Genomic DNA, 18,376 nt, shown 5'->3' with positions numbered 1-18,376 from the left:
ATTTCTTGACGACCATAGAGCGTTGGAACCACCTGATCCCATCCCGAACTCAGCAGTGAAACGATGCATCGCCGATGGTAGTGTGGGGTTTCCCCATGTGAGAGTAGGTCATCGTCAAGATTAAATTTCGAAACCCCTATCTGCATATGCAGGTAGGGGTTTTGTTTTTTTCCGCAGGAAAGCGAAATTACTGACCCAGCCGCTCCAGCGTGTGCTCCAGCGGTTCCAGCGACACACAGATAAAACCATCAAGCGGACGATTAAGTTCCTCCACCAGCAAGATGGTAGCCCCCGTCGACAGGGCACACATCAACAACACGACGACAATGGTGCCGTTGCGTGGTGCAAACAGGCCGAACGAACCGAAGATAATCCCCAGCCACGTCACCAGAATCACCAGCATTACCGGTGGAATCGATTGATTGGCCTGCAGCAGGGTCAGCCAGCGGGCGGCAAACACGGTGTCCATGTCTTGCAATGCCTTGGCTTTGAGCGAGCGCTGATCATCGTTGCCGGGAGTCAGTGATTCGACCTGGCGTTGCAGGCCTTCGGAGCGACGGATCACTTCAGGGCTATCGAGTTTTGCAATCTGCTGGTGATCGCGGGTCGCGAGCACTTGGGTGACTTCGGCGTAGTTGTGTTTGAGCTCGTTGCGGATGCCCTGGGTATCGGTGCCGTAGCGGGCCAGCAAGCGGTCGAATTGAACCACTTTCGCCGCCGCACCCTCCAGTTCGGCATTGGCCGTATCAAAGGTGCCTTTGGCAGAGGAAACCAGCAGGCCCAGGACCAGCGCCGACATCGTTGCGATGAGGCCGGTGGCCAGCTTCACCACCGCCACGGAGTCATCGCTCAGATGATGACTCGGTAATCGCTCCCTCACGTACGAACCCAACAGTGCGCTGCCGAACAGACAGGCGAAGACGAAGAGGGCGATCACCACGTCATTCAAATTCAACCTCCGTTGACGCTGTCTTTCGAGGGAGAAATCTACTGGTACTTGATCACGATGCCTTTGAGTTTACGTCCCTCGATAGTCCTCACGTCGCGAGCCCACAGCGGTCCGCTGGCATAGGCACCTACCGCCTGAATATGGTCATACACGACCACCACCGCGTCGCCACCGAGTTTGGCGGCTTCTTCCCGCAGCTTCTGTTCGACTTCGGTAATCGGCGGGGCAGGGTCGACGGTGGCGTCGATCAACACTTCACCCAGGCGCACATGCGGACGCAGAGGCTCGGAGCGCAGCACGACGACCTCGTCGGGCGATGTCGGTGCCGGATGTTCTACGCCGACATAGGCGGTGGTCTGTGCATCGACACTGGCGCAACCATTGAGGGCCAGCAGGCTGGTGATCAGTCCACCGGCCAGTAGCAAGCATTTTAAACGGGTGGACCAGGACAGGTCGTGGGCCTGCATAGTGGGTTCGCTCCTCAGGTCTGCTGCTATCCATGTGGCTAATTGACGGTAGCAGACAGGCCGGGAGTTGCCAGAAAGCGCAACCTTTTCAGTTTGGGCTTTCTGGTGCCTTCATTACTGTCGTTCGACAAAGGCTGTTCACTGATCCTTTTCGCAGTTAACCATCCATGACACGCCAAAACGGTCGACCAGCATGCCGAAACGAGCCGCCCAGAACGTGGTCTCCAGTGGCATCTGCACATCGCCGCCCTCTGCCAGTGCATTGAACACCCGTTCGGCCTCGGCAATGCTGTCGACGTTAAGTGAAATCGAGCAGGCACTCATTTTATCGACGGGACGATCCGGTGTGGTGTCCGACCCCATGATCGCCTGATCGCCCACGACCAGGCGGGTATGAATGATCAGGTTGTGCAGTTCCTTGGGGAAATGCTCACCGGCAGGGGTTTCACCGAAGGTCAGCATGGCTTCGATCTGGCCTTGCAGGCACTTCGCGTAGAACGTGAAGGCCGCTTTGCAGTCGCCGTTGAAGATAAGGTAGGGATTGATTTTCATGGTCGGCTCCAGGTGCTCGAGTACATACATCGGTTTGGACGCCGGTTTTTTCGGCGAATTCCGATTGTGTCGAGCCGACAAGCAAAGCGCTAAATCTTTGTCGGAGCTTGTGTTTCTTTAGATGTTTTTTCGATAGGCCGCGCCAGGCTTATCGCCTCGGGTACACGCCGTGGCGCAAGCACGCGTTCGATGGCGCCGCTGACCATGCTCTCCAGCAGCTCATCACGTTCTTGCTCGTCCAGCACATGGGGCGTCAGCCAGCTGGGAGCGCTGTTGAGCAGCACGCCAATGGCATGCCCGGCCGCCTGCAGGCCTTGCTCGCTGAAACGGCTCTTGGCGCCCAGCATCTTCAGCAACGTGCGTTCGTATTGCTCGCGCAATTGCCGGACCCGAGCCTGTTGCTCTTCGTTCAGGCAACCGCTGTCGCGCTCCACCAGGCGGAAATGCCAGGGCATCTCCCGATGCAGATTCAGATGGGCGCGGATCAGGCTGTTGAGTTTGTCGCGTTTGCCCGGGGCCTTTTGCTGGATGCGCCCCAGGGTGGCCAACAGTTCTTCGTAGAACTCTTCGATCAGGTCGAGCAGCAGATGCTGTTTGCTCGGGTAATGGTGATACAGCGAGCCTGGAGAGAGCCCCAGGCACGTCGCGAGCTCGCGCATGCCGACCTGGCCGAACCCCTTGCAGGCAAACAGCTCCAGGACCTTGTCCCGGTACTCGGCAAAGCGCGAGCAACGCTCAGGCATAGGCATGGAAGCCGCGCCCCGTTTTGCGTCCCAGGTAACCGGCAGCGACCATTTCCTTGAGCAACGGCGCCGGGCGATACTTGCTGTCGTTGAACCCGTCATAGAAGGCTTCGAGGATCGACAACAGGGTATCCAAGCCGATCAGGTCCGCCAGGGCCAACGGGCCGATAGGCTGATTGCAGCCCAGACGCATGCCGGCGTCGATATCTTCGGCGCTGGCCAGGCCTTCCTGGAACACCAGGATCGCTTCGTTGATCATCGGCACCAGGATCCGGTTGACCACGAAGCCCGGGCGGTTCCCGGCGGTGATCGCGGTTTTGCCGAGGGTGGTTGCCATGTCCAGCGCCAGCTTGTGGGTCGCATCACTGGTTTGCAGGCCGCGGATAACTTCGATCAGGCCCATCACCGGCACCGGGTTGAAGAAGTGCAGGCCGATGAAGCGCTCAGGCTGGCTGACACTGGCGGCGAGTTGGGTGATCGACAGCGACGAGGTATTGGAGGCAATGACGCATTCGCCGCTGACTTGTGCGGCGATCTGTTGCAGCACTCGCAATTTCAGATCGAGGTTTTCGGTGGCCGCTTCGATGACCAGCTGCGCGTTATGCAGGCTGCTGTAATCGGTGCTGGTGCGGATTCTGTCGAGAGTGGCCTGTTTCTGCTCCGACGTCAGGGTTTGCTTGGCGATCTGACGGTCCAGGTTTTTACCGACCGTTGCGACGGCTTTTTGCAAAGCGCTTTCGGAAATGTCGAGCAAGGTCACGTTGAAACCGGCCATGGCACAGACTTGTGCGATGCCGTTGCCCATGGTGCCTGCACCGATCACTCCGATGTTTTGCAGATTCATCTTCCCATCCTTCGATCAAACCCTGCGATACCTTGGCCGCGACGGCGGCCGAAGGCGTACTATTGCCGCGAGTCTAGAGCCGGCAGGGCGGTTGTCCTATGCCAAAACTGTTCAACGGCACTGATGTTTTTTGCCATTCGGGTGATGAGAGAGAAGCGTACCAATGCGGGAAAAGGACTCGGTTGCCGCCTATTTCGTGCAGGCAATGATCCACGGGCTGAAGGATGATCCGCAGCGCGTGACGGCAGTGCTCGAACAGGCAGGCGTTGATCCGGCGATCATGCACCAACCCACTGCGCGGGTGCCGGCAAATGCATTTGCGGCGTTGTGGCTGATTCAGATCCGCGAGCTCCACGACGAGTTTTTCGGGCTCGACTCCCATGGCATGCCGCCGGGCAGTTTCGCCCTGATTTGCCGCGCCTTGATTCAGGAGCCCGATCTGCACAAGGCCATGCGTCAGTGCCTGGCCAACTTCGGATTGTTCCTGCGCGACTTTCGCGGCTCGCTGGCCGTGCGTGGCAAGCGTGCGGTCATCAGCCTGGAAACCCGTTCGGCGGACAACGATGCCAGCCGGTTTGGTGAAGAAACCTTCCTGGTGTTGATGATCAGTCTGCTCTGCTGGCTCGGCGGCCGGCGCATTCCCATTGATCGCGCGGACTTTCGCCATTCACGCCTGTCGCTTGGCGATGACCGCCTGCTCTGGGGCCCCAACCTGACCTTTGGTGCCGAGCGCACCGAAATCGAATTTGCCAGCCACTACTTGCGCCTGCCCGTGGTGCAGGATCTGGCGTCGCTGAAAGTGTTTTTGCGTACCGCGCCGCAATGGCTGGTGATCCGCTTCCGTAACCAGCATGGCCTGGCGGCACAGGTTCATCAGCGCTTGCGCGGCAGTCATTACAGCGAGTGGCCGACCTTGCAGGCCTTTGCCCTGGAACAGCACCTGAGCCCCAGCACCTTCCGCCGCAAACTGGAGCGTGAAGGTTGTTCCTACCAGGAGATCAAGGACGAAGTACGGCGGGGCGTGGCCTTTGAGCAATTGCGTCAGAGTGACGCCAGCATCAGCGATATCGCCGAGCAACTGGGATTCCAGGAACCCAGTGCCTTCCATCGGGCGTTCAAGAAGTGGACCGGGGAAAGCCCGGGGCGCTACCGGGCCCGCTATCAGGGGGAGCAGGGCGTAGAGGTTGCGAACCTTTAGGAGTCCTGCGAGCCCTGAGCCATCGCCGGCCCGGCCACCTCTCGCTTTCAGCAAGCCATCAAGTACCCACGCGCAGGACGATCTTGCCAATGTGATCGCCTGCTTCCATCCGGGCATGGGCCTGCGCCGCCTCCGTGAACGGGTAAACCCGGTCGATCATCGGCAGGCAGCGCCCGGCGCTCAGCACTGGCCATACGTGCTCGTGCAACTGGCGGGCGATGGCGGCTTTTTCTTCCCGGGTTCGCGAGCGCAACAGCGAGCCGGTGACGATGGCGCGTTTGGCCATGATCGCCAGTAAGTCGACATCCCTGGCATGGGCGCCACCGAGGAAACCGAGCATCACCAGTCGACCTTCCATGGCCAGGGCGGCCACATTGTTGTTGAGGTACGAGCCGCCCATGATGTCGAGAATCACGTTGACGCCCTGGTCCGTGGTTCTTTGCGCAATGACCTGGGCAAAATCCTGTTCGCGATAGTTGATCGCCTCGGCGCCCAATTCGCCAATCGCGACGCATTTTTCGTCGCTGCCAGCGGTGGCGAACGCCTGGATGCCGAACTCTCGGCACAGCATTAACGCGGTAGTGCCGATACCGCTGGTTCCGCCGTGGATCAAGACGCGCTGACCCCGGCGGGCACCACCAAGGCCGAACAGGTTGGCCCAGACCGTGAAGTAGGTTTCCGGGATGGCCGCTGCCTGCACCCAGTCCATGCCTTCGGGGATCGGCAGCGCCTGACTGGCCGGGGCCACGCAAAACTGCGCGTAGCCACCGCCATTGGTCAGGGCGCAGACCTTGTCACCCGGCGCAAATCCGCTAACGCCTGCGCCAATCGCCACCACTTCACCGGCCACTTCCAGCCCCGGATTCGGTGATTTCGATCAGGGTCATGGTCTGGGGGAGTGTTATTTCATCTACCTGTATTGAGCGTTAAAGATTCGGTCGAACGACCAAGCAGTCGACTGCCCAGTTCCAGCAACAGCGCTACAACGATGGCGCCGAAGGCAATCACGAACATCAAGGCATGATGACCGCCAGTGGCATTGAACAGCGCCGAGTAAGCGAACCCCGAGAGCGCCTGGAAAGTAGCGAACGACACGGTGGCGCGACTCCAGGCAACCTGTTGCTGATGATGCCCGGGGATCAGCTCATGCACCCGCGCCAACGCCAGCGGCACGATGCCCGGCGGAAAGGAGCCGAGGATCACCGCCAGTAAAGCCAGCGCCGCGAACGAACTGCTGATCGATAAAAGGCCAACCGCCAGCGCTTGCAGCACCAGCACGATGCGGATCCCGGCTTTCGCACCCAGTTGGTCCGCGAGAAAGCCGTAGCTCACCGGTCCGACAATCGCGCCCAGGCCATACATCACCCAGATCAGCGCGCCGACATGGGCCCCGGCATTGAGCCCGCGGGCGACGTAATCCACCAGGAACACCATGGCCGGCACCAGCCCGGCCGCCATGAATGCGTATTGGGCGAACAGCAGGTAAACGTTCGGGTCGATAGGGGGCGAAGGCGATGTATTTGACGGCGCTGCGGCAGCGGGGGGCGCGGTGGTTGGCCAGCCAAACCAACTGGCAGCGGTGAGGATCAAGGCCAGCAGGCCAAGGCCGAACCAGGTTTGCTGCAAGCCGAGGCTCAGCAGCGGCGGCACGATCGTCCCCGACCCGGCGATGCCCAATCCGATGCCGAGGAATATCGCGCCGCTGGCCAGGCCTTTGCGGGCCGCCGGGACCTGGGGCAATACGGTGGCCGCCACCAACACCATGATCGCGCCACCGGCAATCCCCGACAGCAGGCGCCAGCCGAAGAACCAGCTCACCGACAACGGAAAGCCACAGGCAAAAAACGCCAGTGTCACCGCCAGCATCATCAGGCGCAGGGCACACTTGTTCGAGGTCAGGCGCGCCAGCGGATGGCCGATCAGTGCGCCGATCAGGTAACCCACAAGGTTGGCGGCACCGAGGTACACCACGTCGCTGGCGGAAAACCAGTGAGCCTGAATCAGCGACGGAATCAACGGCGTGTAGGCGAAGCGCGCCAGGCCGATGCTGACCAGGCTGGCGCAGAGGCCGGCGAAGATCGGCAGCCAGATCGCGCTGGGCGCTGGCGGAAGGGGAGCCGATGAACTGTGCATGTGCGTTGTCCTGTGAAGTCACTCAGGCTTTCAGCATATCGAGGTTTTTCGAAGCATTAATGCAGCGATTACGCGCTATGCTGATGCGTATTTGCATCATCAGGAGTGCATTATGAATTGGGACGATGCACGGGTATTTCTCGCGGTTTGCCGCGAATCCACGCTACGCGGTGCGGCGCGGGTGTTGGGCGTCGACCAGGCCACGGTGGGTCGACGCATCACGGCACTGGAAAAGTCATTGAGTGCGACCTTGTTCTTGCGCACGTCCGAAGGTTACGCACTGACGGCGGTCGGCGAAGCGGCACTCAAGGCCGTGGAGAAAATGGAGCATTCGGCGCTGGAGCTGGAGCGCCAGATCCAGGGGCTGGACGATCGCCTGACCGGCACGGTACGGGTCAGTACCACCGATTCCCTGGCAATTGATTTCCTGATCCCGGCGATTGCCCGTCTGCATCGGCAACACCCGGATGTTCGGGTGCAACTGGATGCCACCACACAGATCCTCAGCCTGGCCAAACGCGAGGCAGACATCGCTGTGCGTAACACCCGACCGGAAAACCCTGACCTGATCGCCCGGCGTATCGCCCGTTGGCCGGTAGGGTTGTTTGCCTCGCAAGCCTATGTCGATGCCCACGGCGTGCCGGAGCCAGGCTCGGCGTTCGCCGGGCATGACCTGGTGGTGTATCAACCGTACTTGCAGGGCAACAAAGACATGACGCTGGTCTCGGAACCGGTGGCGCGTGGGCGCATTGTTGCGAGCCTCAGTTCAAGCCTGCTGGTGCGCCGTTCGATTGCGGCGGGGATCGGGGTCGGGGAGATTCCGCTGTACATCGGGGAGAAGGAAGGGCTGGTCCGGTTGTGGCCGGAGCGCTCGCGGCCGATGCCCTATGACATCTGGCTGGTGACCCACGCGGACCTGCGGCATACGGCCAGGGTGCGGGCGGTGATCGATGAGATTGTCGCGGGGTTCGCCGGGACCGGTGAGTAATTCCAGGTGGTACAAATCCTGTGGGAGCGAGCTTGCTCGCGAAAGCGGTGGTTCATCCAACAAAGCAGCTGAATGTTAAACCGCCATCGCGAGCAAGCTCGCTCCTACAGAGGGTTTTGTCATGGCATTTGCGGCAGTTCCTGTGGGCGCAGGTCGAACACCAGCACTTCGGCATCCACGCCGTTGCTCAAGGTCAGCGCCTGTTCATCACGAACCCGCACACCGTCGCCTTCCTGCAACAACACGCCGTTGAGTTCGACGCTGCCCCGGGCTACATGCACATAGGCGTAGCGGTTAGCGGCGAGCTCCAGGGTGGCGCTTTCCTTGCCGTCGATCAGGCCGGCATACACCCGTGCATCCTGACGCACCTTCAGCGAACCCTTGGCGCCATCCGGCGAGATGATCAGTTGCAGGCGCCCGCGCTTCTTCTGGGTGCTGAAGTGCTCCTGCTGATAACGCGGTTTGGCGCCGCTGACGTCGGGCACGATCCAGATCTGCAGAAAGTGCACCGGCCGGTTGCTGGAGTGGTTGAACTCACTGTGGGCCACGCCGCTGCCTGCGCTCATCAGCTGCACGTCGCCGGGGCGGATCACCGAACCGGTGCCCAGGGTGTCCTTGTGCTCCAGGGCACCTTCAAGCACGTAGGAGAAAATCTCCATGTCGCGGTGCGGGTGCTGGCCGAAACCTTTACCGGCGGCAACGCGGTCGTCGTTGATCACCAACAGGTCAGAAAAACCCTGTTCTTTCGGGTTGCGATAGTTGGCGAAGGAAAAGGTATGGTACGACTTCAACCAGCCGTGATTGGCCAGGCCACGATCCGAGGCTTTGCGAAGAGTCAGCATGATGAAATCTCCTTTCAGGACGTGAATTCGTCCGAGTGAGGAGAAGGTTAATGGTTACTCCGCGATGCAATAAGTAGGTGGAAATTGAAATACTGTCCTGTTTGGGTTGACAGTAGAGTACACCTTATCGACTATTCTTTACCGATGTTTGCGTTGTACGTGGTCATAATGCACAGCACCGAAACCTGTGGGGGCTTGTACCTGGCTAACCGACCTTCTATGAACTCAGTGAATTCCAATCCATGAAAACCGTGGCAATGGTACTGTTTCCCGACTTTCTCCTGCTCGACATGGCCGGGCCCATGGAAGTGTTTTCCATCGCCAATCGTTATCTCAAACCCGACGATCACTATGTGCTGTCGACCATCGGCACCGAGTCTGGCGCTCTGCGGGCATCCAACGGGGTGAGCGTGCAGGCCGACCGGCACATCGATCAGGCCTGCGAGGGTTTTGATTTGCTGCTGGTGCCCGGTGGTCCGGGTGCCTACAACGAAAAGCATCCACCGTTGCTCGACTGGCTCAGGCACAACGTCAGCCGCAGCGCCGGTTATGGTTCGATCTGCACCGGGGCGTTCGTGTTGGGGCATGCGGGATTGCTCGATGGCTATCGCGTCACCACCCACTGGCACTACACCGAGCGGCTGATCAAGGGCTTTCCAAAAGCAACGGTCGAGACCGATCAGATCTTTGTCCAGGACCGCAACCTGATCACCTCCGGCGGCGTCACCGCCGGGATTGACCTGGCGTTGTCGGTGGTGGCCCAGGACCATGGCAAGAAAGTCGCCCAGGACGTGGCCAAGGTGTTGCTGGTGGTCATGAAGCGCCAGGGCGGCCAGGCGCAGTTCAGCCCGCTGATGGCGGCGGTGGCGCCCCACGAAACGGCGATTACCCGAGTGCAGAACCATGTGCTCGAGCATCTCGATGAAACCTACAGCATCGAGCGCATGGCGAGCCTGGCCAACATGAGCCCGCGTCATTTCACCAGGGTGTTCGCCCGGGACGTGAACATGACACCGATGGAGTTTCTGCAAAGTGCACGCATCGATTGCGCCAGGAACCTGCTGGAAACCACCGAGCTGCCGCTCAAGACCGTGGCGTTCAAAAGCGGCTTCGGCAGCGTGCGGCACATGCGTTTTCTGTTCAGTGAAAAACTGGGCCTGACCCCGACTCAATACCGCGAGCAGTTCAGCTAGGGCGCGCGTGTCCGTTCTGCGCACCGCAATGGCCGTAACACTCCTCCCGCGGCGGTTGTACGATCACTGCGGCATGCCAAGATACCGGTGAACTCATTGCAAGGAAGGTGCGGAGCCTGGGATGGACTCGCGTACCGAGCCAGGCTTCCAGCGGGTGACAGCGCATGAACAGCCTCAACGATGTAAACAGCGAAGCGGTGCTGCGCTTTGGTCCCTATGCCTTTCACCTCGGACAGCGACTGGTACTGGAGGGCGATCGGCCGCTGCGCCTGGGCGGCCGTGCCCTTGACGTGTTGCAGGTACTGGTCGAACACGCGGGCTCGGTGGTCAGCAAGGAAGCGTTGATTGCGCAGGTCTGGCCGCGCTCCGTGGTCGAAGAGATCAACCTGAGGGTACACATTGCTGCCTTGCGCCGTGCCTTGGGCGACGGGCAGAACGGCCAGTGCTACATCGTCAACATTCCCCAGCGCGGCTACAGTTTTGTCGCCCCGGTGCAACATTCGCCGCAGCCCGCATGTTTCCCGAGCGAGACCGTACAAAAGCGCCTGCACAATCTGCCAGCGCGGCTCACGCCGATCACCGGGCGCGATGCCATCGTCGGCAGCCTGGTGCGGCAGTTGCCGGTACGGCGTTTCATGACCCTGGTCGGGCCCGGCGGGATAGGCAAGACCACCGTGGCCCTGCGCGTGGCCGAGCTGTTGTTGCAGCACTATCGGCACGGCGTGTGGCTGGTGGACCTGGCGGCGATCGATGACCCGGCGCAAGTGACCGATTACCTCACACGAACCCTTGAACTGAAGGTTGGCACCACGCTGGAGGCGCTGTCGCAGCGACACGCCTTGTTGGTCCTGGACAACTGCGAGCACCTGCTCGAACGCTGCACGACGTTGATCGAGACACTGCTGCACACGATGCCCCGGCTGTCGATCCTCGCCACCAGCCGCGAGCCGCTGAAGGCGGCGGGCGAAACCGTATCGCGTCTGCCACCGCTGGCGGTGCCGCCGGTGTCAGCGTTGCGTAGCGTCGCCGAGGTCATGGGCTATTCGGCGGTGCAGTTGTTCGTCAGCCGTGCCCGGGCCCGTCAGCAAGGCTTTGCCCTGCGCGAGCAAGACCTCAAGGTCGTGCGGGAAATCTGCCGGCGCCTCGATGGCCTGCCGTTGGCGATTGAACTGGCGGCGGCGCAAATCGATGCGTTGGCGCTGGTAGGGGTGCAGGCCCAGCTCGGCAACTGTTTTGAGTTGCTGTCCCAGGGCCGTCGCACGGCCGTTCCCCGACATCAGACGCTCAAGGCTGCGCTGGACTGGAGCTACGAACGGTTGACGCCATTGGAACAAACCGTGTTGCAGCGCCTGGCGGTGTTCAAAATGGCGTTTACCCAAGATGCAGCGATAGCTGTGATCAGTTGCGACAGGCTGCCCGTCGCCAACCTGATCAAGGTACTGGAAAGCCTGGCATCGAAGTCGCTGCTGTCCATGGAGCAGGGCGGTGGAGTGACCCGTTACCGCTTCCTCAACACCACCCGCACCTACGCCCTGGAAAAACTCGAACTCAGCGGTGAAATGCGCGCCTTCGAAATGCGTTATGCCGGGTACGTCAGCCAGACGCGCTGGCCATCAAGCGGGCAGGTGGCATTGCAGCTCGTCGAGTAGCCGGCGAACCGTCATCAGGTCAGGCGTAGCAAACCCTTCAGTGAAGCGCCGATAGAGCGGTGCCAGCAGTTCATGCGCCCGTTGGTGGTGGCCCTGACGCTGCCACAATTGCGCCAGCGAGGTGGCGCTGCGCAGCTCCCAGGCCAGGGCGCCCTGGGCCTTGGCCACGTCGAGGGCCTTGAGCAGCACGGTTTCGGCCGTCGCGGCCTTGGCCGGACAATCGGTTGCCAGCAATGCCTTGGCCCTGGCCCGCAGAATCTCCGCCGTGCTCCAACCCGCCGTACCGTTTTGCGCGCGCACGAGCAAATCATCGTCGACGCGGGTCGAATCCAGCGTGACCATGATGTCTTTGATCAAGCCGACACTTCGGCGGCCAGTTGGCCGAACATCGGTGTCGCCAATCACCTGCGCGTAGTGTTGCGCCCAGTCATAGAACAGTAGAACCGAGTGTTTCTGTGCCTGCTCCAGCAGCAGGCGCAGGAGTTCGCGGGCACTGCGGGTGTCGCCGTTGTAGTGGGCGATCAGGCAGCCGGCGAGCGCCAGGGTGTAGCAGATCGACGTGCCGTGGTTGATCTGCAACGCGATGTCCAGCGCCTGCCGGGCTGTACGCCAGGCCCGTTCCGGTTGGCCTTGCAGCCAAAGGATACGCGCGTGAATGGTCAGCGCCGCGACACTCTGGTCGTATTGCACGCCGAAGCCATGGGTGAAACGGTTGAGATGACCGCTGTGGGCCATGCGTTGCAGCACTTGTTCGGCATGGTCCCCAGCCTGATGCTGGTCGCCGGAGAAGTGCAGGGCGAGCACCCGCAATCGATGCATGCTCAAGGACATCAGGGCGTCGTCATGCAGCCCCAGTTGATCGAATTGCCGGCTCTGTTCCAGGGCCATCTGGTAATGCCCGCAGCTGAGATTGACCGCCAGGTGCCCGGAAGTCGCCCGCAGCTGCCCGGCCACGTCATCAAGTTGCCTAGCCAGTGCCCCGGCGCTGACAAAGGCTCCAACAGTTTCGGCGCTACCACCCTGAGCGTGGTAACAGGCACTGCCCAAGGCCAGCTTGAGGGCCATCTTCAAGCGTGGGCAAGGCTCGGGTGACTGGTCGAGCAACGCCAGCGCCTTGCGCACATAACCGCCATGCTCCTTGAGCAGTGACAGCTCCTGCCACAGGGGCGTGGACGTCGCGGCCAGGCGTATCGCCAGTGCCTGCGGCCCTTGAGCGTGCAAACCCCAATCGAGGGCTGCACGGATATCTTCGAGTGCCCGGCCATAGCGCTCGATCCACAGGCCGGTCGGCGTTTTCTCCCAGTCGTCCTGCGCCTGTTGCATCAGTGCCAGACAGCGCTCGGCATGCCGTTCCCGCGTGCCGGGCAGGTCGGTGGATTGCGTGAGTTTTTCCAGGGCGTAGGTGCGGGTGGTGTCGAGCAAGCGGTAGAAAACATCCTCGTCGCTGACTTCCACGTTCAGCAACGACTTGGCGACCAGTTGCGTGATCGAGCCGAACACCTCGCGGGGTGCGATGTGTTCACCGACAATCACCGCCGCTGCCGACTCCAGGGTGAAGCTGCCACGAAAGACACTGAGTCGGCGCAGGCAGGTCTTTTCGCAGGCGTTGAGCAGTTCGAAGCTCCAATCCAGTGTCGCGCGCAGGGTCTGATGACGTGCCAGGGGCGCCTGACAGGGCTGGGTCAGCACCCGAAAGCTGCTTTGCAACTGCGCCAGCAAGCCAGGCAATCCGACGTTGCCCACTTGTGCCGCCGCCAGTTCGATGGCCAGTGGAATGCCGTCCAGTCGGTGGCAGATGTCGATCAACAGTGGCAGTTCATTGTCCGTCAGTTCAAAGCTGTCATGGCTGGCCATGGCCCGCTCGACAAACAGTTGCAGGGCGGAAAAGGTCATGGCCTGAGCGCGGTCGAGGACGGCGATGGGTGGCGGGCAGTCGAGTGATTCCAGGCGTTGGACGAATTCCCCTTCGGCCCGCAGGCCCTCGCGGCTGGTGGCGAGAATATGCACGTGCGGCGCACTACGCAGAATGTTTTCGCAGAGCTGGGCGATGGCGTCGACCAGGTGTTCGCAGTTGTCGATGACCAGCAGCATTTGCCTGTCGCGCAGACAGTCGGCAAGACCGCTCAGGGGCTGGTCGTCGAGCAGGGCCAGTTCGAGCAATGTCGCCAGGTGGCCGTCGATCATCAACGGGCAGTGAATCGGGGTCAGGTCCAGCAGACGAATGCCGTCCCGGTAGTGACCGATCAGCTGTTCGGCGACCCGCAAGGCCACGGTGGTCTTGCCGATGCCGCCGGGGCCGACGAGGGTGATGAAACGCTGGCGTGGCAGTTGTACCACCAGATGATCGACCAGCGTCCGCCGGCCGATCATGCGCGTGCGGCGCACCGGCAGGTTATGCCGGCTCGGTGCAAAAGCCACGGGCGCTGGCGGTTGCTCGGCTTGTTCCAGTGAGTGGGGTGCGACGAAGCTGTACCCGCGCTGGGCCACGGTGACGATGTAGCGCTGGCCGGCCTGACCGTCGCCGAGCGCCTTGCGCAACGCGGCCATGTGCACCCGCAGGTTGATGTCTTCGACTACGCTGTTGGGCCAAACCCTGGCGATCAGCTGCTGTTTGCTGACCACGTTGCCGGCGTTCTCAAGCAGGATCAACAGGATGTCCATGGCGCGCCGGCCCAGGCGCAAAGGCTGGTCGGCCTCCATCACCAGGCGTTGTCCGGGGTAGACCCGGTAGGGGCCGAAATGCACAGCCTGTTCGGGGGAAAGGGTCAACGAGTCGCTCCTGCTGCATCCGTCTAGTACACGGTTTTCGAGCATATTCCTCAGGTTTTTTACAGAGCGCAATGCGCCGCCTGGGGGACTGAAGGGGCAGGCGTTGACTCTAGCGTATCGGCCAGTGGCTGTCGGTCCCGAAAACATTGGGTGCGACAGATGGGCAGGCCTTGCCGGGGCTTTTTGCGCGCCAAGGAAAATTAACAACGTTTAACTCGTCCTGCGTGCGGTCTGCGCCAAAACTCTCCTTCTTCAACTTCCACTGAAGGCAGGGATGAAATGGCAGTCAGCCGTGAGCAGCTCAATGTGGGAGCGAGCCTGCTCGCGAAGGCGGTGTCACATTCAGCCTATGCGGTGACTGATGCAGCGCTTTCGCGAGCAGGCTCGCTCCCACAAAGGACAGACCAATGAGCAACGTGGTGGTGGTCTATCACAGTGGCTACGGGCACACCCGGGTCATGGCCGAGGCCGTGGCCGGGGGCGTGGAGCGGCACCTGGGCAGCACCTGCCAATTGATTCCGGTCGAGGAAGTGGACGAACACTGGGAACGGCTGCACAACGCCGACGCCATCATCTTCGGCGCGCCGACTTACATGGGCAGTGCCTCGGCGGCCTTCAAGGCGTTCATGGAAGCCACGGCGGCGTTCTACCTGGCCCAGCCGTGGCGCGACAAACTCGCGGCGGGCTTCACTAATTCCGGCTGCCTGTGCGGCGACAAGCTCAACACCTTGCTGCAGATGGCGGTGTTCGCCGCCCAGCATTCGATGATCTGGGTCGGCCTCGACCTGCTGCCGGCGCGCTCCAGCACCGGCGCGTTCAACGGACAGCTCAATCGCCTGGGCAGCTCCCTCGGCGCCATGGCCCAGTCGAATGTCGAGCAATCCCCCGACGATGCGCCGCCGCCCGAGGATCGCTGCACCGCCGCGCACCTGGGCGAGCGTGTGGCGCGCCTGGCGGATCGCATGAACCCGGTACCGGTTTGATTCACCCCCAACCCTCGTTAAGGAGGCATCACCCATGAGCACCTTTACTACCCGCGACGGCGTCGAGATTTACTACAAGGACTGGGGCACCGGTCAGCCGATTGTCTTCAGTCATGGCTGGCCGTTGAACGCCGACAGCTGGGAATCGCAGATGATTTTCCTGGCCTCCAAGGGCTACCGGGTCATCGCCCACGACCGTCGCGGTCATGGGCGCTCCAGCCAGCCGTGGTCGGGCAATGACATGGACCATTACGCCGACGATCTGGCGCAACTGATCGAGCTGCTCGACCTGCAGAACGCCGTGCTGTTTGGCTTCTCCACCGGCGGTGGCGAGGTGGCGCGTTACATCGGTCGCCACGGCACCGGCCGCGTGGCCAAGGCCGGGCTGATTTCCGCCGTGCCGCCGCTGATGCTCAAGACCGAAGCCAACCCCGGCGGCCTGCCGCTGGAGGTGTTCGACGGCATCCGCCAGGCCTCGCTGGCCGACCGCTCGCAGTTGTACATCGACCTCGCCAGTGGCCCGTTTTTCGGCTTCAACAAACCTGACGCAAAACCGTCCCAGGGCATGATCGACTGGTTCTGGATGCAGGGCATGATGGCTGGCCACAAGAACGCCTATGACTGCATCAAAGCGTTCTCGGAAACTGACTTCACCGAAGACTTGAAGAAGTTCGACGTGCCGACCCTGGTGGTGCATGGCGACGCGGATCAGGTGGTGCCGTACGAAGCAGCGGGCGTCGCCTCTGCCAAACTGGTGAAGGGCTCGACACTGAAGATTTACCCGGGCGCCCCTCACGGTTTGACGGACACCCATAAGGACCAGCTCAACGCCGATCTGTTGGCGTTCCTCAAGGGTTGATCTGCGATTCAAAGAACGCAGGCTGTGCCAGTGCCTACGGGTGTACACACAACTCTGTGGGGGCTGGTCTGGCCTGCGATCTTTTGCTGCTCAACGAGGTACCGCGGACAAACTGACAGCGCCAGGCAAACGGATTGATGCCTTCGCTGCGGGTGAAGATATGGCAGAAGTGCGCCTGATCGCAGAAGCCGCATTCGAGGCTGATCTGCGTAAGGCTCATGTCGGTGCACTGGATCAATTGCTTGGCCAGGGCAACGCGCTGCTGGCGAATCCAGTCCTGCGGCGAGAGGCCGGTACTGCACTTGAACGCGCGGGAAAAATGACTGCGCGAGAGGGCGCAAGCCTGTGCCAGTTCAGTGACTTCCAGGCTGTCGCCGAGGCGATCGAGGATCAGTTGTTTAACCAGCCGTTCGCGTTGCGGGCTGAGGCCGCCGGTGCTTTTCTTTGGCGCAGGCGTGAATGGCGCCGGGGCGGCATTTTGCTGAACGTGAGCCATGGCGAATGTCCGTGTCGGTAGGCTTCATTCTTGGCCCCGAAGGCTCTGGCTTGCGAGTTAATCGTTGTTAATTCCTCGTTCATGGCGGGAAGTCCCGGGCAAAGTCAGACACAATCCTCATCCTCGCGCTTGGCCTATCACACAAGGAACCCGTGCCTATGAACCGTAACGATCTGCGTCGCGTCGACATGAACCTGCTGGTGATTTTCGAAGCACTGATGTTCGAAAAGAACCTGACCCGCGTTGCCGAAAAACTGTTCATGGGTCAGCCGGCGGTGAGTGCCGCGCTGGGGCGTTTGCGCGATCTGTTCGATGATCCGTTGCTGCTGCGCAACGGTCGCGGCATGGAGCCGACGACGCGCGCGCTGGCGATTCTCAAGGAGCTGCAACCGGCGATGGACACCATTTCCGGTGCGGTCAGTCGGGCCAAGGAGTTCGATCCGACGACCAGTTGCGATGTGTTCCGCATCGGTCTGTCGGACGATGCCGAGTTCGGTTTGTTTCCGCCGTTGCTGCGTCAGTTGCAAGAGGAAGCACCGGGCATCGTCGTGGTCGTGCGGCGGGCCAATTACTTGTTGATGCCGGCGTTGCTCGCGTCGGGGGAGATCTCGGTGGGCGTGAGTTACACCACGGATCTGCCGGCCAATGCCAAGCGCAAGAAGCTGCGCGATATTCCCTGCAAGGTGCTGCGTGGCGACACCCGGCCGGGGACGCTGACCCTGGACGAGTACTGCGAGCGGCCCCATGCGATGGTGTCGTTCTCGGGGGACTTGAGTGGCAATATCGACCTGGATCTGGCAAAGGTCGGGCGTAGTCGTCGTGTGGTGCTGGGGGTGCCGCAGTTCAGTGGGTTGCGGGCGTTGCTCGCCGGGACCGAGATGATTGCCACCGTGCCGGATTATGCGGCGTGTGCTTTGGTGGAGGGGTGTGGGTTGCGGGCCGAGGATCCGCCGTTCGAGATCGAGGCGGCGCAGTTGTCGATGGCCTGGAGCGGGGTGCATGACAATGATCCGGCGGAGCGGTGGTTGCGGTCGCGGATCGGTCAGTTCATGTCTTTGGCTTTGGATGTTTCTTAGGTGGTGACCTTGGCGGCCTCTGGGCCGACCAGGTTCTTGGTTGATTGAGTACATATCCGTTTCTGCGGTAACGGCGGCTGGCGGTTTCGCCCTTACGGCAAGTCCCTTTTGTCAAACGACACAAAAGGAACCAAAAAGTCTCGCCCCTGGCGTACGGCCCCTCGCTAAAGCTCGGGGTTCCTTCGCTCCGGTATCCATCCGGGGGCATTGCCCTCCGGTCTGCTTCGCGACGACCTACATGCAATGAGTTCGACTGCGTCGAACGGCGCTGCGCGCCCATCCCCGGATAAACACCTCCGCTCAGCCTCCCGAGGGGGCGGGTGGATCAAGATCAAGAGCTGCAGGCGAGCTAACGCTCGGCCTGATGAGTGGTGAAGAGCGAAGGTGTACGCCGCTTTTTCTTTTGCTTTTACTCTTCTGTGGGAGCGAGCTTGCTCGCGATGGCGGCCTGCCAGCCGACCAATCTCTCGCAGATACACGCCAATCCCCTGTAGGAGCTGGCTCGCCAGCGATGACGGCATTACATCCGACGTAAATCTTCTGGCTCTCACCAGCAGTGTGGCGAGGGAGCTTGCTCCCGTTGGGCAGCGAAGCGGCCCCAAAATCAAGCGATGCGGTTTGTCAGGCAGACCGCG

The 18,376-nt window shown here is 61.4% G+C and carries 16 protein-coding genes, 1 rRNA gene and 1 pseudogene; 8 read left to right on the top strand and 10 right to left on the bottom strand.

The window, feature by feature from the left end:
* Positions 1–4: 4 nt before the first annotated feature.
* A 5S ribosomal RNA gene (gene rrf / locus B0D71_RS29885) occupies positions 5–120 on the top strand.
* A 67-nt stretch (positions 121–187) separates the two neighbouring features.
* On the opposite strand, the gene B0D71_RS29880 is transcribed toward rrf, so the two are convergent.
* The 5 genes from B0D71_RS29880 to B0D71_RS29860 form a co-directional block, all read right to left on the bottom strand.
* On the bottom strand, positions 188–940 hold the full coding sequence (locus B0D71_RS29880) for a bestrophin-like domain (protein WP_240635744.1): 753 nt from the start codon (positions 938–940) through the stop codon (positions 188–190).
* Positions 941–987: 47 nt separating this feature from the next.
* The gene (locus B0D71_RS29875) at positions 988–1,416 is read right to left on the bottom strand and encodes a hypothetical protein (protein ID WP_103397906.1); all 429 of its coding nucleotides are present in this window, start codon (positions 1,414–1,416) and stop codon (positions 988–990) included.
* A 138-nt stretch (positions 1,417–1,554) separates the two neighbouring features.
* Positions 1,555–1,968, bottom strand: coding sequence for a VOC family protein (locus B0D71_RS29870; RefSeq protein WP_103397905.1), 414 nt, complete (start codon positions 1,966–1,968; stop codon positions 1,555–1,557).
* Positions 1,969–2,057: 89 nt separating this feature from the next.
* Positions 2,058–2,717 carry a TetR/AcrR family transcriptional regulator gene (locus B0D71_RS29865; RefSeq protein WP_103397904.1) on the bottom strand — a complete coding sequence of 220 codons (660 nt, stop codon included), beginning with the start codon at positions 2,715–2,717 and terminating at the stop codon, positions 2,058–2,060.
* Positions 2,704–3,555 (bottom strand): 3-hydroxybutyryl-CoA dehydrogenase, encoded by an 852-nt coding sequence (locus tag B0D71_RS29860; RefSeq protein ID WP_103397903.1) that lies wholly within the window; start codon positions 3,553–3,555, stop codon positions 2,704–2,706. The genes B0D71_RS29865 and B0D71_RS29860 overlap by 14 nt, the downstream gene beginning before the upstream one ends.
* A 163-nt stretch (positions 3,556–3,718) precedes the next feature.
* Here B0D71_RS29860 and B0D71_RS29855 point away from each other — a divergent pair, with 163 nt between their 5' ends.
* Complete coding sequence (locus B0D71_RS29855) at positions 3,719–4,753, top strand: AraC family transcriptional regulator (protein WP_103397902.1); 1,035 nt, start codon at positions 3,719–3,721, stop codon at positions 4,751–4,753.
* A gap of 58 nt (positions 4,754–4,811) precedes the next feature.
* Here the strand turns inward: B0D71_RS29855 and B0D71_RS29850 are convergent.
* Together B0D71_RS29850 and B0D71_RS29845 are read right to left on the bottom strand one after the other, a co-directional pair.
* A pseudogene (locus B0D71_RS29850) lies at positions 4,812–5,624 on the bottom strand (NAD(P)H-quinone oxidoreductase); the annotation flags it as partial.
* A 35-nt stretch (positions 5,625–5,659) separates the two neighbouring features.
* On the bottom strand, positions 5,660–6,886 hold the full coding sequence (locus B0D71_RS29845; protein ID WP_103397901.1) for a YbfB/YjiJ family MFS transporter: 1,227 nt from the start codon (positions 6,884–6,886) through the stop codon (positions 5,660–5,662).
* A gap of 112 nt (positions 6,887–6,998) precedes the next feature.
* On the opposite strand from B0D71_RS29845, the gene B0D71_RS29840 reads away from it, so the two are divergent.
* Positions 6,999–7,874, top strand: a complete 876-nt coding sequence (locus B0D71_RS29840) for a LysR family transcriptional regulator (protein WP_103397900.1) — start codon at positions 6,999–7,001, stop codon at positions 7,872–7,874.
* A gap of 119 nt (positions 7,875–7,993) precedes the next feature.
* Here the strand turns inward: B0D71_RS29840 and B0D71_RS29835 are convergent, their stop codons facing one another.
* The gene (locus tag B0D71_RS29835) at positions 7,994–8,716 is read right to left on the bottom strand and encodes a pirin family protein (protein ID WP_103397899.1); all 723 of its coding nucleotides are present in this window, start codon (positions 8,714–8,716) and stop codon (positions 7,994–7,996) included.
* A gap of 242 nt (positions 8,717–8,958) precedes the next feature.
* On the opposite strand from B0D71_RS29835, the gene B0D71_RS29830 reads away from it, so the two are divergent.
* Positions 8,959–9,909, top strand: coding sequence for a GlxA family transcriptional regulator (locus tag B0D71_RS29830; RefSeq protein ID WP_103397898.1), 951 nt, complete (start codon positions 8,959–8,961; stop codon positions 9,907–9,909).
* 164 nt (positions 9,910–10,073) lie between these two features.
* Complete coding sequence (locus B0D71_RS29825) at positions 10,074–11,558, top strand: ATP-binding protein (RefSeq protein WP_103397897.1); 1,485 nt, start codon at positions 10,074–10,076, stop codon at positions 11,556–11,558.
* On the opposite strand, the gene B0D71_RS29820 is transcribed toward B0D71_RS29825, so the two are convergent.
* Entirely contained in the window at positions 11,523–14,327 is a 2,805-nt protein-coding gene (locus B0D71_RS29820; protein WP_103397896.1) for an ATP-binding protein, read from the bottom strand. The genes B0D71_RS29825 and B0D71_RS29820 overlap by 36 nt on opposite strands.
* Before the next feature lie 407 nt (positions 14,328–14,734).
* Between B0D71_RS29820 and B0D71_RS29815 the strand changes: the two genes are divergently transcribed.
* Together B0D71_RS29815 and B0D71_RS29810 are read left to right on the top strand one after the other, a co-directional pair.
* Positions 14,735–15,310: a flavodoxin family protein gene (locus B0D71_RS29815; RefSeq protein WP_103397895.1), complete on the top strand. Its 576-nt coding sequence runs from the start codon at positions 14,735–14,737 to the stop codon at positions 15,308–15,310.
* Positions 15,311–15,344: 34 nt separating this feature from the next.
* Complete coding sequence (locus B0D71_RS29810) at positions 15,345–16,169, top strand: alpha/beta fold hydrolase (RefSeq protein ID WP_103397894.1); 825 nt, start codon at positions 15,345–15,347, stop codon at positions 16,167–16,169.
* 34 nt (positions 16,170–16,203) lie between these two features.
* Here B0D71_RS29810 and B0D71_RS29805 read toward each other — a convergent pair whose 3' ends face one another.
* Positions 16,204–16,665, bottom strand: coding sequence for a helix-turn-helix domain-containing protein (locus tag B0D71_RS29805; protein ID WP_103397893.1), 462 nt, complete (start codon positions 16,663–16,665; stop codon positions 16,204–16,206).
* 158 nt (positions 16,666–16,823) lie between these two features.
* Here B0D71_RS29805 and B0D71_RS29800 point away from each other — a divergent pair, with 158 nt between their 5' ends.
* Positions 16,824–17,741, top strand: coding sequence for a LysR family transcriptional regulator (locus B0D71_RS29800; RefSeq protein WP_103397892.1), 918 nt, complete (start codon positions 16,824–16,826; stop codon positions 17,739–17,741).
* Positions 17,742–18,376: the final 635 nt, after the last annotated feature.

The organism is Pseudomonas laurylsulfativorans, assembly GCF_002906155.1.
GTDB lineage: Bacteria > Pseudomonadota > Gammaproteobacteria > Pseudomonadales > Pseudomonadaceae > Aquipseudomonas > Aquipseudomonas laurylsulfativorans.
This window is presented reverse-complemented; position numbering and strand designations above follow the sequence as displayed.